The sequence below is a fragment of the Kaistia soli DSM 19436 genome, from assembly GCF_900129325.1.
In the GTDB taxonomy this organism is placed as follows: Bacteria; Pseudomonadota; Alphaproteobacteria; order Rhizobiales; family Kaistiaceae; genus Kaistia; species Kaistia soli.
On the sequence record NZ_FQUP01000001.1, the window covers coordinates 847,640 to 862,425 of the forward strand.

Below are 14,786 nucleotides of genomic sequence, written 5' to 3' on the forward strand. Positions count from 1 at the left end.
TCGATCATCGGCCGGCGGCTGCAAGGTGGCAAGTGTGATCGAGAAGATCCTCCCCGACCGCCTTTTCGAGACCACGCGCGCGCGTATTGGCCGCCAGAAGCATGAAGCCCGGCTTGCCATCGGTGAGCGTCGTGCCGGCGATGACAAGCGTCATGTCGGCCATCGAGCGGCGCGCTACCGGCAATCCGTCATAGACAAGCCTGAACGGGTTTATCGTCTGGAACGATGCGGCGCTGACCTGACGGGCCCAGTAGCGCCCGCCGGCAAGCAAGACAGGGAAACGCGTCCATCTCTCGCCGATCTTCGGTCCGAAACGCGTCAGCGCCCCCATCACCGAGGGCTGCAGGCAGTCGACATGGATGTGCAGCCGATCCTGGCTGCGGTTCGGACGAGAATTGACGGCCATGCCGAGGCCGGTACGGCCGGGGTCGCGCGGCAGCGCCGCGACCACGAAGCGGCGGGCGGCCCAGGCCTCCTGGAACAGCGGCGGCGCGTCGGCAGGAAGAAGTGCCCGGCTTTCGATGCCGACGATCGGCACCGTCGGGACAAGCAGGACCTCGCTGCGGCCAAGCGGCGGCCGGATCACGGCATAGCCGCGTCCCTTGCCGCCCGACAGATCGACCGACAGGCAGGGAAAGGGAACGTGCAGCGTGCGCTGCGCAACGACGCAGCCATCGACCGAAAGTGCGAGCGCATTGCGGCTATGCGCCTGGATCGGCTCGATCGCCAACAAGGCAGCCATCACGACGCCCGCACAGACAACGGCGGCGAGGGTCGCCATGCGGACGAGAGGCCTCATATCGGGCGTACTCCTGCGGCTGGCGAAGGGGCGAAAAAACGGCGGCTGATCGTCTGCAAGGACACGGGAGCTGGTCATGACACTGCACTGACGCATGGTTCATCGGGCTGTCAACATAGCGGCCGATGATCGCGTCCTCGGCATCCACCTCTCACTGGCACGGCGATTGCTCCGAATTATGGCGGGACCGGCGCCAGCGCCGCCGGTTTCGAGCAAGGTTGCTGCGCTACGTTCGCGATAAGCATGTCCCTCCTTGGCCGGCCAGATGGCGGCTCCCCCAACTCGATTGACCGGAACCTCATGAACGCCAGCAACGATTTCGACATGATCGTCATCGGCAGCGGCCCGTCCGGCCGGCGCGCCGCCGTCCAGGCCGCCAAGATCGGCAAGAGCGTGCTGGTGGTGGAGAAAGGCCGGCGAGTCGGCGGCGTTTCCGTCCATACCGGGACGATCCCGTCGAAGACGCTGCGCGAGACGGTTCTCAACCTCTCAGGCTGGCGCGAGCGCGGCTTCTATGGCCGCTCCTACCGCGTCAAACAGAATATCAGCGCCGGTGACCTAATGGCGCGGCTGCACAAGACGCTCGACCATGAAGTCGAGGTGCTGGAGCATCAGTTCAGTCGCAATGGCGTCTCGACCGCCATCGGCTCCGGGCGTTTCCTGTCGCCGCATGAGATCGAAGTGACGGGTGAGACCGGCGAAAGCCGCATCTACAACGCCGGACATGTGCTCATCGCCTGCGGCACGCGGCCGTTCCGGCCGGATTACGTACCGTTCAACGGCATCAACGTGTTCGACAGCGACGAGATCATCGAACTGCCGAAGCTGCCGCGCAGTCTCGCGGTGATCGGGGCTGGGGTCATTGGCGTCGAGTATGCGACGATCTTCAGTGCGCTGGACGTGTCCGTGACGCTGATCGAGCCGCGTAACACCTTTCTCGACTTCATCGACAAGGAACTGATCGACGAGTTCATGCATGAACTGCGCGACCGCAATGTCGCCCTGAGGCTCGGCGCGGCCGTCGAGACCATCAAGGTCAACGATGCCGGCAAGGTGGTCACGGCGCTTGCCGACGGTCGGATGGTGACCACTGATATGCTGCTTTTCGCGGCCGGACGGGTCGGTGCCACTGACACGCTCAATCTCGAAGCGGTCGGCATCAAGACGGACCATCGCGGCCGGATCGTCGTCGAGGCGAACACGATGCAGACATCGGTGCCTCATATCTATGCAGCGGGCGACGTGATCGGCTTCCCAAGCCTCGCCTCGACCTCGATGGAGCAGGGTCGCGTCGCCGCCTGCCACGCCTTCGGGCTGCAGCCGCCGCCGCCGCCGGAATTCTTTCCCTATGGCATCTATTCGGTGCCGGAAATCTCCACCGTCGGCATGACCGAGGAAGAGGTGCGCAAGCGGGAGATCCCCTATGAATGCGGAATCGCACGCTTCCGCGAGACGTCGCGCGGCCACATCATGGGCCTCAATAACGGCATGATGAAAATGATCTTCTCGACCAAGTCACGCCGTCTTCTCGGCGTCCACATCGTCGGAGAGGGCGCGACCGAGCTGATCCATATCGGCCAGGCGGTGCTGAACCTCAAAGGCACGATCGACTATTTCATCGAGAACACGTTCAATTACCCAACCCTTGCTGAGGCCTACAAGATCGCCGGTCTCGACGCCTGGAACCGCATGGCGCGACCGTAAGGTTCATGCCATCTCGCCAGCGGTGTGTATCGGAGCGAGGTCGTCGAGTTCGCTATCTTCGAAGAGGCGGGAACGCGTGAGGAAGCGGACTTCGCGGCCATTTTCGAGCGAGAACATCCCGCCGCGCCCCGGCACGACGTCGATAATCAGCTGCGTATGCTGCCAATAGCCGAACTGCGAGGCCGTCATGAAGAACGGCACGCCGTCGATCTCGCCGAGCCGGATGTCCGCATCGCCGACGATGTAGTCTCCCTTCTGGAAGCACATCGGCGAGGAGCCGTCGCAGCACCCTCCGGACTGGTGGAACAGGATGTCGCCGTAGTCCCGCCGCAGCGTGCGGAGGAGGGAAATGGCGGCGGGCGTTGCGGTGACGCGGGGAATGGGATCGATCGCAAGATGATCGGCCATTGTAACCCTCCTGTTAACAGTCCGGATCGCAGGATCGGCTCCGCTGGACATTCAGCCCGGCGAGTTCGTCGCGGCGTCCGGATGGACGCCGCATCGAAATGGCGAGGCCCGGTCTAGAAGAAGCCGAGCTTCTTCGGGCTGTAGCTCACCAGCAGATTCTTGGTCTGCTGGTAGTGGTCGAGCATCGCCTTGTGGTTCTCGCGGCCGATGCCGGACTGCTTGTAGCCGCCGAAGGCCGCATGGGCCGGATAGGCGTGATAGCAGTTGGTCCAGACCCGGCCGGCTTCGATGCCGCGGCCGAAGCGGTAGGCGCGGTTGCCGTCGCGCGTCCACACGCCGGCGCCGAGGCCGTAGAGCGTGTCATTGGCGATGGCGAGCGCTTCTTCCTCCGTCTTGAAGGTCGTCACCGACACCACGGGCCCGAAGATCTCCTCCTGGAAGATCCGCATCTTGTTGTGGCCCTTGAAGACGGTCGGCTGCACATAGTAGCCGCCGGCCAGTTCGCCCTCGAGTTCGGCGCGTGCGCCCCCGATGACGAGTTCAGCGCCTTCCTGCTTGCCGATGTCGATATAGGACAGGATCTTCTCGAGTTGCTCGCTGGACGCCTGCGCGCCCAGCATTGTCGTGCTGTCGAGCGGGCTGGCCTGCTTGATGGCGCGGATGCGGGGCAGCGCCCGCTCCATGAAGCGATCGTAGATATCTTCCTGGATCAGCGCGCGGCTCGGGCAGGTGCAGACCTCACCCTGGTTGAAGGCGAAGAGCACGAAGCCCTCGATCGCCTTGTCGAAGAAGTCGTCATCCGCTTCCGCGACGTCGGAGAAGAAGATGTTCGGCGATTTGCCGCCAAGTTCCAGCGTGACGGGAATGAGGTTCTGGCTGGCATACTGCATGATCAGCCGGCCGGTCGTCGTCTCGCCGGTGAAGGCGATCTTGGCGATGCGGTTCGACGAGGCGAGCGGCTTGCCGGCTTCGAGACCGAAGCCGTTGACGATGTTGAGCACGCCCGCCGGCAATAGGTCGGAGATCAGCTCGGCGAGGACGAGAATCGAGGCGGGCGTCTGTTCGGCCGGCTTCAGCACGACGCAATTGCCCGCCGCCAGCGCCGGCGCGAGCTTCCATACCGCCATCAGGATCGGGAAATTCCAAGGGATGATCTGGCCGACGACGCCGAGCGGCTCATGGAAATGATAGGCGACGGTGTCATGGTCGAGTTCGGACAGCGAGCCTTCCTGCGCGCGGATCGCACCGGCGAAATAGCGGAAGTGATCGACGGCGAGCGGGATATCGGCATTGGTCGTCTCGCGGATCGGCTTGCCGTTGTCCCAGGTCTCGGCGAGCGCCAGAAGATCAAGGTTCTGTTCGAGGCGATCGGCGATCTGGTTGAGGATCAGGGCGCGGGCGGCGACGCTGGTGCGGCCCCAGGCGACCTTGGCCGCGTGGGCCGCGTTGAGAGCAAGTTCGACATCTTCCTTCTGCGAGCGCGGGATCTCGGTGATCTTGCGGCCGTTGATCGGTGAGGTGTTGTCGAAATAGCGACCGCCGACAGGCGGGACCCATTGGCCGCCGATGAAATTCTCGTAGCGCGGCTTGAAGGGAGCGGCCGTCTTGGCGCCAAGGAATTCGGGCTTGTTCATGGTTTCCTCCCATGGTGAACACGCCCTTCCGTTCTGCACCGGCCATGCCGACGGCGCCGAGCGGCCCGGCAATTCCATGCTGCATAGCGGTAAGTACCTGACAGAAATAACGTCGGCTATCGATCGCTTCGCCGACGCTCGCTTGGATGTGGACGCCACCGGAATTTGGGTGCAACAGTTTTCGAAGGGGACTGAGGCAGCACGCGACATGTGTTGCAGGATGCCACAGTCGGGAGGACGAGATCATGGCGCAATCCGTGGCAGGGGATACTGTCGAGGCAGCGCGTCGACGCTTCTTTCTGGAGGGCGGATCTCCGGAAGGACTGGTCGCGGCCCCGATCCTGCGGTCGTGGCAGCGCTGTTCCTCCAACGGGCTCGATGTCGGCGACCGGCCTCAGCTCGAGCCGATGAGCAGCACGGCACTCCGTGAAGAGCAGGAGCGGCACGATCTTTTGCGGCGGATCACGCGGCCCGAGATGATGGCGCTGCGGCAGGAGGCAAAGCTCACCGACAGCGTGGTAATTCTTACCGACGGCCAGGGCCTTGTGCTGGAGATGGCCGGAAATCCGGAATTCGCCGGCCGCGCGTCGCGCGTGGCGCTGCGTCCTGGAGTCGCCTGGAACGAGGCCGCGATCGGCACCAACGCCATCGGCACCGCGCTGGTCGAGCGCCGGCCGATCGGCGTGCATGGCGGCGAACACTTCTTCGAGCCGCACCGGATCCTGACCTGCGCCGCTGCCCCGATCTTCGATCCCCGTGGTGAGCTGGCGGGCGTCCTCGACATGTCCAGCCATGCCTCGATCCGGCATGTGCACGCGCTCGGCCTCGTGCGGATTGCCGTCGAGCAAATCGAGCATCGGCTGTTTGAGCGCGATTTTGCCGGCTGCAGCGTGCTGCGCTTTCATGAAGAGGCTGAACTGGTCGGGACGGCGCGCGAGGCCGTGCTCGTTTTTGAAGGCGACCGTCTCGTCGGCGCCAACCGGCGCGGCCTCGGCCTGCTTAAGCTGGACTGGTCGGCGCTCGACAGCGTCCGCCTGCCGGAGCTGTTTGAGGGCGTCGACGTCTCTGACGAGATCAAGGCGCTGCGGAGCCGCACCGGCAGTATCCTGCATGGCCGACTAGCCCCGCCGTCGCAGGTGGCCTCACGCCCTGCTGCAACACCGGCGCGCGGACGATCGGAGGCGCGCGAACCGGTATTCGACGCTGCAACGAGCGCTGCCCTTGAGCGCGCGGTGCGCCTCGTCGAAGCCGACGTACCGGTTCTCGTGCATGGCGAGACTGGCGCCGGCAAAGAGGTATTTGCCCGCCGCGTCCATGCCGGCAGCCGCCGCGGCAGCGGACCATTCATCGCGGTCAATTGCGCCGCCCTCCCCGACAGCCTGATCGAAGCGGAGCTGTTCGGCTATGAGGAGGGTGCCTTCACCGGCGCGCGGCGCCAGGGGCAAAGCGGCCTGCTGCGGCAGGCCGATGGCGGCATCCTGTTCCTCGACGAGATCGGCGACATGCCGCTTGCGGCACAGGGCCGGCTGCTGCGCGTGTTGCAGGAGCGTCAGGTGGTTCCCCTTGGTGGCGGAACACCGGTTGCCGTCGATTTCGCCCTGCTCTGCGCGACGCATCGACCGCTGGCGGCGCTGGTCGAGAGCGGCGGCTTCCGGTCCGATCTCTATTTCCGCATCGCCCAATATGTCGTCGAACTGCCGGCGCTCCGGGAAATCGCCGACCGCGAGGCGCTGGTCCGCCGTGTCTGGTCCGGGCTTGGCGGAGATGAAGCAGGCGTACGGCTCACCGACGAGACGCTTGCGGCGCTTGCGGCTTACGACTGGCCGGGCAATTTCCGCCAGCTCTCGGGTATGCTGAAGGCGCTTATCGCGCTCGCCGAGCCGGGAAAGCCGCTGCCGCTCGCTGCCCTGCCGGCCGAGATCCTCCACCACCGGCCGCTGGTTGGCGCGCAGGTGTCGCAACGCAGCGAGGCACAGGTGCCTGCGGATGGCAGCCTCTCGGCATTGACGCGCGAGGCGATGGCGCGTGCTGTCGAGGACTGTGGCGGCAATCTCTCGCGCGCCGCGCGGAAACTCGGGATCGACCGTTCGACGCTCTATCGACGGCTGATCTGGAAAAGCGGCGGGCCGGAGACCCGCCACTCCCCTTGATGGGTGGCCTTCAACCGAAGCGGTTTGTACCCGGGGTGCCTGGCTTCAAATACCAATAGAGCAGCACCAGAGCGCCGATCAGCGGAATGAGCGTCAGGAAGATCCACCAGCCGCTGCGATCGGTATCGTGCAGGCGCCGCACCGTGACGGCGAGATTCGGCAAGATGGTCGCCAGCGACCAGAGACCCGAGAGCGGACCAGCCGACTGCATCGAATCATAGTCCCAGCCAAACGCGTTATCGAGCGCGTAGGCGATGATGCTGACGATGACGGTGAACAGCACCCACCACCAGAATTCCGAGCGTGGCGCGCGGCCCGAGAAGGTCACATATTTCGAAAAGACGGTCTTGACCGCCGTCGTCATGTTCATGGATCAGCTCCCATTTTGGGCGCAGCCCCGTCCTGCGCTTCCAGCCCTCAACCGGTCTGACGCAGCCTGCGACAATCCGGACAACCTCGATTCTCGCACCGAAGTCTGAACAGTTCGTCAGCCCTGGCTGTGCCTCATCGCGCCCTGCGGCCGGACTGCAACAGCGCGATGATTTCTCCACAGGCCGGAAGCGCAGAATCGCGCGATTCCGCGCTTTTTGCCAGCAAGCCCGACGCGCTCAAAACCCTTCGTTAACGCTGTGGTCCTTATGCCTGAGGCGTCAACAACGGACTCCAGAGCCTCCGAGCGCAAGGTCTTCGGCATCATGCGATCTCCACCGCGTCCCCCTCATTCTCCGGACAGTTCGGCTACCGGGAGCAGTGCGCTCTCCGGCCGCGCCAACGAGAACGGCGCAGCCGAAGACAAGGGCCGCCCCGAGCGCGGCACGCTTCATCTGCGCCGCCCGATCGATGCACGTCCGGATGCAGGCAAGCCGAATGCCGGCAAGCCTGATCCCTTCCAGTTGCGCGCCGAGGACCTCGCCTCGCTCGACACCGTGCCGAGCTGGCTTCGGCCGTTCACGACGACGCCGACGAGCCGCTTCACGCGGACCCCTGACTATCTGATGCGGCCGCGCGACGAGGAAGCGGCTCCGCTGCCGATGCCGCCTCGCCCGCAGCCGAAGGCACCGACGACGCGTCTTCATCCTCCGGCGCGCGGACCGGCCGCCCCAAGCCGGCCGGTACCGCCTACGCCGCCCGTGATCGAGGATCATCCGGCTGCCGTGCCGGCAGTTTCCCCGCCACAAGCCTCGGACGAGCCGGAGGCACCTGTCGAAACGCTGGAGCCCGTGATGGACGGCATCGAGACGCCCGCCTCCATCCGCCGCATCGCGCGGTTGATCCGCACCGACATCACCGTTCCGCCGGCGCGCATCGCCGAGCAGGATGACGAGCCGCTGCCGCCGGAAAGCCATGCCGAGCGCGGCGCCGAAGCGCGCGCGATCGAAATCAGCCCGCCTGAGAGCATCGCGCCGACCATCCTGCCAATCGAGCCGCCGCTCCGCGCCACGGTCCGCGTCTCCTTCGTGTGGCCCGTCGATGAGGGCATGCATGACGAGCCCGAAACGAAAGCCGATGACACCGAAACCATCGAACTGCCGCCCCTGAAGCCGCAGCCGGTTGTCGCCGGGCCGGCAAAGCCTGCCATCGTGCGGGAGACCGTAGCGGCGCCCGTCGCCGTTGCGCCCGTCATCGAGGCACCGAAGGTTGCAGCTCCACTGGTCGCCGAGGCTGCCCCTCCGGCGGTGACGACGGTCGCTCGCCCGCACCCCGTTGCCGCGAGCGGAGACTACGAGTTCCCATCGCTGGAGCTACTCGCCAAGCCGCCGCTGGTCGAGCCGGATTCCGAGCTTTCGGAAGAGGCACTGGTCCGCAATTCGACGACACTGCAGCAGACGCTGCGTGACTTCGGCGTGCGCGGCGAGATCATCGACGCCAATCCCGGTCCTGTCGTCACGCTCTATGAACTGGAGCCGGCGCCTGGCACGAAGTCGTCGCGCGTCATCGCGCTCTCGGCTGACATCGCCCGCTCGATGAGCGCTGTCTCAGCGCGCGTCGCGGTGGTCGAGGGACGCAATGTCATCGGCATCGAGCTGCCCAACCATCGCCGCGAGACGGTGTGGCTGCGCGAACTGCTGGAGAGCCATGAATTCACGGAGGCGCGCGCCAAGCTCGGCATCTGCCTCGGCAAGACGATCGGCGGCGAATCGGTGATCGTCGATCTCGCCAAAATGCCGCATCTGCTCGTCGCAGGCACCACCGGCTCGGGCAAGTCGGTCGCCATCAACACGATGATCCTGTCGCTGCTCTACCAGTATCGCCCCGAGGCGTGCCGGTTGATCATGATCGACCCGAAAATGCTCGAGCTCTCCGTCTATGACGGCATTCCGCATCTCCTGACACCCGTCGTTACGGACCCCAAGAAGGCCGTCGTCGCGCTCAAATGGGCCGTGCGCGAGATGGAGGAGCGCTATCGAAAGATGTCGCGCCTTGGCGTGCGGAACATCGACGGCTTCAATGCTCGCGTTGCAGAAGCGCGGGAGAAGGGCGAGGTGATCACGCGCCAGGTGGCGACCGGCTTCGACAAGGACACCGGCGACATCACCCATGAAGAAGAGGTGATGGATCTCTCGGCGCTGCCTTATATCGTCGTCATCGTCGATGAGATGGCCGACCTGATGATGGTCGCCGGCAAGGACATCGAAGGCGCAATCCAGCGTCTCGCGCAGATGGCCCGCGCCGCCGGCATCCATATCGTCATGGCGACGCAGCGTCCCTCGGTCGACGTCATCACCGGCACGATCAAGGCCAACTTCCCGACCCGCATCTCCTTCCAGGTGACGTCGAAGATCGACAGCCGCACCATTCTCGGCGAAATGGGCGCCGAGACGCTGCTCGGCCAGGGCGACATGCTCTACATGGCCGGCGGCGGGCGTATCCAGCGCGTGCACGGCCCGTTCGTCTCGGATCACGAGGTGGAGAAGGTCGTCGCACATCTGAAGATGCAGGCGCGTCCGGAATATCTCGACGCCGTCACCTCGGACGAGGAAGACGAGGCCGAGGCGGCCGTGCCGGCAGAGGACGCTGCCGTGTTCGACAAGGGCTCATTCGGCGACGACAGCTCGGACGCCTATGATCAGGCGGTGGCGATCGTGCTGCGCGACAAGAAGGCCTCGACCTCCTACATCCAGCGCCGCCTGCAGATCGGCTATAACCGCGCCGCCTCGATCATGGAGCGCATGGAGAAGGAAGGCATCGTTGGTCCGGCCAACCATGCCGGCAAGCGCGAGATTCTTCGCGAGCGCTGACAGTCCGACGCCTCGCACGGCGCCCTGATCCGGCCCTCTCCCGTCTAGGGGAGAGGGCCTTTTCTTTGAATGGAGCTGCCAGCGCGCCTCCGATGGGTCCACGCGTCGTGCCACCCAGCTATGGCGGGCCATAGCCGGCTTCCGTGAGGTCGTCGCCGGCCTCTCGCCGACGGGCGGAACGGAGAGGCAAGACCAAAGCCAAGGACAAGCTGCTTGACCGACTGTTGTAAAATGCAACAGTCCCTGGGGCTTCGAGACTTTCGGACCGGCACGGCCGATGCGCCTTCGCCTTCGTAAGGTCTATATTGACCAGAACGGACCGTGCTCCACCCCTTCGACACGATTGACAAAAGTTCAACATCCTCATCTGCTGCTCCAAGGGGATTCTTTACTGGAGCAAACGGCGCGGCCCGCTTGAACGAGGCCGAGTAGATTCCCTGAGGGAACATCGACAAGCAGCCGACCAGGGAGGGGACATGTCAACGCGGTCAGTTCCGAGCACGGGCGAGGATCCCGTGCGGCCAATGACGCGGGAAGAGAAGAAAGTCATCTTCGCGTCATCGCTCGGCACCGTTTTCGAATGGTACGATTTCTATCTGTACGGCGCGCTGGCGACGATCATCGGCGCGCAGTTCTTCAGCCAGTTTCCGAAGGCAACGGCCGACATCTTCGCATTGCTCGCCTTCGCCGCAGGTTTTCTCGTCCGGCCGTTCGGCGCGCTGGTCTTCGGCCGTCTCGGTGATCTCGTTGGCCGCAAATACACGTTCCTTGTCACGATCCTGATCATGGGCCTCTCCACCTTCGTGGTCGGCCTGCTGCCCGGCTACAACCAGATCGGCGTTGCAGCACCGATCATCCTGATCGCCGCACGCCTGCTGCAGGGACTGGCGCTAGGCGGCGAATATGGCGGCGCGGCCACGTATGTCGCCGAGCATGCCCCGCATGGGCGGCGCGGCTTCTATACATCCTGGATCCAGACGACAGCGACGCTTGGCCTGTTCCTGTCGCTGATCGTCATCCTATTCTCGCGCACCATCATCGGTGAAGCAGCCTTTGCTGCATGGGGTTGGCGTATTCCCTTCCTCGTTTCGGTGGTTTTGCTCGGCATTTCCCTGTGGATCCGCCTGCAACTCAATGAATCGCCCGCCTTCCTGAAGATGAAGGAGGAAGGGACGCATTCGAAGGCGCCACTCAAGGAAGCCTTCGGTACTTGGTCGAATGCCAAGATCGCGCTCTTGGCGCTTTTCGGCCTCACCATGGGCCAGGGCGTCGTCTGGTACACCGGCCAGTTCTACGCGCTGTTCTTCATGCAATCGATCCTGAAGGTCGATGGCTACACGGCCAACCTGCTGATCGCCTGGTCGTTGGTTCTCGGCACCGGCTTCTTCGTGTTCTTCGGCTGGCTCTCGGACAAGATCGGCCGCAAGCCGATCATCATGGCCGGCTGCCTGATCGCGGCGGTCTGCTACTTCCCGCTGTTCCAGGCCCTCACGACGGCGGCCAATCCCGCGCTGGAAAAGGCGCTGGACACGGTCAAGGTCGAGGTCGTCGCCGATCCGGCAAATTGCGGCAAGCTCTTCAACCCGGTCGGCACGCGGGTCTTCACCGCACCCTGCGATACGGCGCGCGACTTCCTGGCGAAGAACTCGATCCGCTATTCGACGACGGAGGCTGCGGCGGGCAGCCCGGTCCAGATCACGATCAACGGCCAGGCATTCCCGGCCTTTGACCCGGCCGGGGCGGCCGATCCCAAGGCCGCGCGGGCCGATTGGGACAAGGCCACGCTCGCGGCGCTCCAGGCCGCCGGCTATCCCAAGGCGGCCGATCCCGGCATCGTCAAGATGACGAACCCGTTCGACCTCAACGGCCAGGTCCTCGCCGTCATCGGCCTCCTGTTCATCCTCGTCCTCTTCGTGACGATGGTGTACGGCCCGATCGCGGCAGCATTGGTCGAGCTGTTCCCGACCCGCATTCGCTATACGTCGATGTCACTGCCCTATCACATCGGCAATGGCTGGTTCGGCGGCCTGTTGCCGGCGACGGCCTTTGCCATGGTGGCGCAGACGGGCGACATCTATTTCGGCCTCTGGTATCCGATCATCTTTGCCGGCATCTGCTTCGTAATCGGCATGCTGTTCCTGTCGGAAACCAAGGATCGCGATATCTACGCCGACGATTGATCGCATTTCGGGGCGGCCTCGCGGCCGCCCCGGTCTCAGACATTCTCAGAGACCGTCAGCCCGAACGGCAGGAGATGCGTGCTGCCGGCCTCGGCCGGCCCGTCCGAGACCAGCGTCGCCAGCATCGCGACCGCCCGCTCGGCGAGGGCTTCGATCGGCGTGTCGATTACCGCGTCGAGCACGCCGTCAAGCAAGGCGGCGCGTGTCTCCGGGATCAATTCATTGCAGACGGCAACGATATGACGGGCGGCGCGAGCCTCGCGCAGCGCCGCAACCATCCCGGCCATGCCGCCGCCCGGAAGATAGAGACCAGCGAGATCCGGATTGCGCTTCACGAGTTCCAGCGTGCCCTCATAGGCGAGACCCGGATCCTCAAGATTGGAAAACGACTCCAGAAGGCGAAAACGCGGCGCATGCTCGCGGAAATAGGAGCGGAAGCTGATCTCGGAAAGTTCGTGGCCGAGAAAGCGGTGGCTGCCGACCAGCACGCCGACGACGCCTGGCTCGCGCGCCAGGCGGCTGATCATCCAGGCTGCCGTTCGGCCGGCCTTGCGGTGGTCGATGCCGAAATGGCCAGCGACCGGTCCTGAGAGTTCCGAGAGCAGCGTGACGACCGGAATGCCGCGCGCCGCGAGATCATCGACAGCGGCGTTCACCGCCGGATGGTCGGCGGCAACGATCGCCAGCCCATCGACACGGGCCCCGAGAGACAGGAGTTGCCTGGCGACCGTCGCTGCCGAGATATCGTCGACGAATTCGACCACCGGCCGCCCGCGCAATCGGCCGAGCCCACGCGTCGCGCCGGTCAATGCAGCCGACAGATTGCGATAGAAGGCATCGCCGCGTCGCTGCAGCAGGAAGCCGAAGTTCTTCTCGACAGGCGCCTCGTCCAGCCGGCGGCGCAGCAGGCCGGCACCGTGATAGCCAATCGCCTCGGCCGCGGCGAGGACGCGCGCCGCGGTCTCGTGCCTGACCCGCGCGCGCTTGTTGAGCACGCGGTCGACGGTGGCGACGCCGACCCCGGCAGCGCGGGCGACATCGTCGATCGTCGGGCGGCGGCCGGGCTGCTCCGTGATGGAATCTATCATGATCGCTCCCGACACTCTTGAGCTTCCTTGATAGAATCCATCATAGCCACATTGCCGCGGCCATGCAGCATCGCTAGATTCCTTCCAAACAAGAAGGCCGCAAGGCTAAGGCCGGCATTGGCAGGAGGAGCCCATGACAGCTCAGGACTTTTCAGCCGACTATCAGAAGCGCGACTATTCGCTGGTCGGCTTCGAGACGCAGCGCGCGATCGAGCGCGGCCTCGCCACGGCGCAGTGGTATCAGTGCCCTATCGGCCGCAAGGAGCTGAAGGAGCTGATGCGGCGCTCGGACGGCCCGGCGCTGCGCGACGCCGCGATCTGGTTCGGGGCTCTGGCGCTGTCCGGGCTCGGCGGCTGGTATTTCTGGGGCACATGGGCCTGTGTCCCGTTCTTCCTGGTCTATGGCGTGCTCTACGGCTCGGCCTCGGATTCGCGGTGGCATGAATGTGGCCACCGCACCGCGTTCAAGACGACATGGATGAACGACGTCGTCTATGCGATCGCCTGCTTCATGATCCTGCGCGAGCCCACCGTCTGGCGCTGGAGCCATACGCGTCACCATACGGACACGATCATCGTCGGCCGCGATCCCGAGATCGCCGTGCCGAGGCCGCCGGATATCCTCGGCCTTGTGCTCAACATCTTCGCGCTGAAATCAGCCTGGAGCCTCGCCAAGAAGCTGGCCCTGCATGTTCAGGGCAAGCTCGATCCCGAGGAAGCGACCTTCATCCCCGAAATGGAGAGGCCGAAGGTGTTCCGCGAGGCGCGGATCATGACGGCGATTTTCCTCGGCGTCGCGCTCTGGTGCGTCGCGATCGGCTCGATCCTGCCGGCGATGTTCATCGGCCTGCCGAGCATCTATGGCGGGTTCATGACGATCTTTTTCGGCCTGACGCAGCATGCGGGGCTCGATGAGGACGTGCTCGACCACCGGCTGAACAGCCGCACGATCTATATGAACCCGGTGTTCCGCTTCCTCTATCTCAACATGAACTATCATGTTGAGCACCACATGTTCCCCATGGTGCCCTATCACGCGCTGCCGCGGTTGCATGCCGCCATCAAGGACGATTGCCCAACGCCCTATGCGAGTTGCTGGGACGCCTACAAGGAGATCATCCCGGCGCTGCTGCGCCAGCGGCGCGAGCCGGGCTGGTATGTGAAACGGCAGTTGCCGAGCCATGTCGCGCCACTCGATGTCGGCGCAGCCGGCACTGTGGCCGCCGAATAAGAGCCCTGGGAGGAACGATGCCGACCGCCATTGCCACGCGCTGGATCGAGGCCTGCGCCGCCGACGAAATCGACGAGGAAGACGTCATCCGCTTCGACGAAGGCGACCGTACCTTCGCGATCTACCGCTCGCCGGATGACACCTATTTCGCGACGGACGGGCTTTGCACACACGAGAAGGTCCATCTCGCGGACGGGCTGGTGATGGACAACATCATCGAATGCCCGAAGCATAACGGCCGCTTTGACTATACGACCGGCAAGGCCAAAGGCGCGCCGGTCTGCGTCGACCTCAAGACCTATCCGGTCCGGGTCGAGGGGGGAAAAGTGCTGATCGGGCTCGATTGAACGCGC

The 14,786-nt window shown here is 64.7% G+C and carries 11 protein-coding genes; 6 read left to right on the forward strand and 5 right to left on the reverse strand.

Features of this window, described 5'->3' with window-relative positions:
- Window positions 1–4: 4 nt before the first annotated feature.
- Complete coding sequence (locus BUB39_RS04200) at window positions 5–799, reverse strand: CDP-diacylglycerol diphosphatase (RefSeq protein ID WP_175561727.1); 795 nt, start codon at window positions 797–799, stop codon at window positions 5–7.
- Window positions 800–1,099: 300 nt separating this feature from the next.
- Between BUB39_RS04200 and sthA the strand changes: the two genes are divergently transcribed.
- Window positions 1,100–2,503 carry a Si-specific NAD(P)(+) transhydrogenase gene (sthA, locus tag BUB39_RS04205; RefSeq protein ID WP_073051738.1) on the forward strand — a complete coding sequence of 468 codons (1,404 nt, stop codon included), beginning with the start codon at window positions 1,100–1,102 and terminating at the stop codon, window positions 2,501–2,503.
- Window positions 2,504–2,506: 3 nt separating this feature from the next.
- Here sthA and BUB39_RS04210 read toward each other — a convergent pair whose 3' ends face one another.
- Complete coding sequence (locus tag BUB39_RS04210) at window positions 2,507–2,911, reverse strand: DUF779 domain-containing protein (RefSeq protein ID WP_073051739.1); 405 nt, start codon at window positions 2,909–2,911, stop codon at window positions 2,507–2,509.
- 113 nt (window positions 2,912–3,024) lie between these two features.
- Entirely contained in the window at window positions 3,025–4,545 is a 1,521-nt protein-coding gene (adh, locus tag BUB39_RS04215; RefSeq protein WP_073051740.1) for an aldehyde dehydrogenase, read from the reverse strand.
- A gap of 245 nt (window positions 4,546–4,790) precedes the next feature.
- Here adh and BUB39_RS04220 point away from each other — a divergent pair, with 245 nt between their 5' ends.
- On the forward strand, window positions 4,791–6,695 hold the full coding sequence (locus BUB39_RS04220; protein WP_073051741.1) for a sigma-54-dependent Fis family transcriptional regulator: 1,905 nt from the start codon (window positions 4,791–4,793) through the stop codon (window positions 6,693–6,695).
- Window positions 6,696–6,705: 10 nt separating this feature from the next.
- Here the strand turns inward: BUB39_RS04220 and BUB39_RS04225 are convergent, their stop codons facing one another.
- The gene (locus BUB39_RS04225; protein ID WP_073051742.1) at window positions 6,706–7,065 is read right to left on the reverse strand and encodes a DUF805 domain-containing protein; all 360 of its coding nucleotides are present in this window, start codon (window positions 7,063–7,065) and stop codon (window positions 6,706–6,708) included.
- A 325-nt stretch (window positions 7,066–7,390) separates the two neighbouring features.
- On the opposite strand from BUB39_RS04225, the gene BUB39_RS04230 reads away from it, so the two are divergent.
- Window positions 7,391–9,934 carry a DNA translocase FtsK gene (locus tag BUB39_RS04230; RefSeq protein ID WP_073052750.1) on the forward strand — a complete coding sequence of 848 codons (2,544 nt, stop codon included), beginning with the start codon at window positions 7,391–7,393 and terminating at the stop codon, window positions 9,932–9,934.
- A 476-nt stretch (window positions 9,935–10,410) separates the two neighbouring features.
- Window positions 10,411–12,114 (forward strand): MFS transporter, encoded by a 1,704-nt coding sequence (locus BUB39_RS04235; protein ID WP_073051743.1) that lies wholly within the window; start codon window positions 10,411–10,413, stop codon window positions 12,112–12,114.
- Between the two features lie 35 nt (window positions 12,115–12,149).
- On the opposite strand, the gene BUB39_RS04240 is transcribed toward BUB39_RS04235, so the two are convergent.
- The gene (locus BUB39_RS04240) at window positions 12,150–13,202 is read right to left on the reverse strand and encodes a LacI family DNA-binding transcriptional regulator (RefSeq protein ID WP_073052751.1); all 1,053 of its coding nucleotides are present in this window, start codon (window positions 13,200–13,202) and stop codon (window positions 12,150–12,152) included.
- A 133-nt stretch (window positions 13,203–13,335) separates the two neighbouring features.
- Here BUB39_RS04240 and BUB39_RS04245 point away from each other — a divergent pair, with 133 nt between their 5' ends.
- Window positions 13,336–14,433 carry a fatty acid desaturase family protein gene (locus BUB39_RS04245; protein WP_073051744.1) on the forward strand — a complete coding sequence of 366 codons (1,098 nt, stop codon included), beginning with the start codon at window positions 13,336–13,338 and terminating at the stop codon, window positions 14,431–14,433.
- Between the two features lie 17 nt (window positions 14,434–14,450).
- Window positions 14,451–14,780 (forward strand): MocE family 2Fe-2S type ferredoxin, encoded by a 330-nt coding sequence (locus BUB39_RS04250; protein WP_425292887.1) that lies wholly within the window; start codon window positions 14,451–14,453, stop codon window positions 14,778–14,780.
- The last annotated feature ends 6 nt before the right edge of the window (window positions 14,781–14,786 follow it).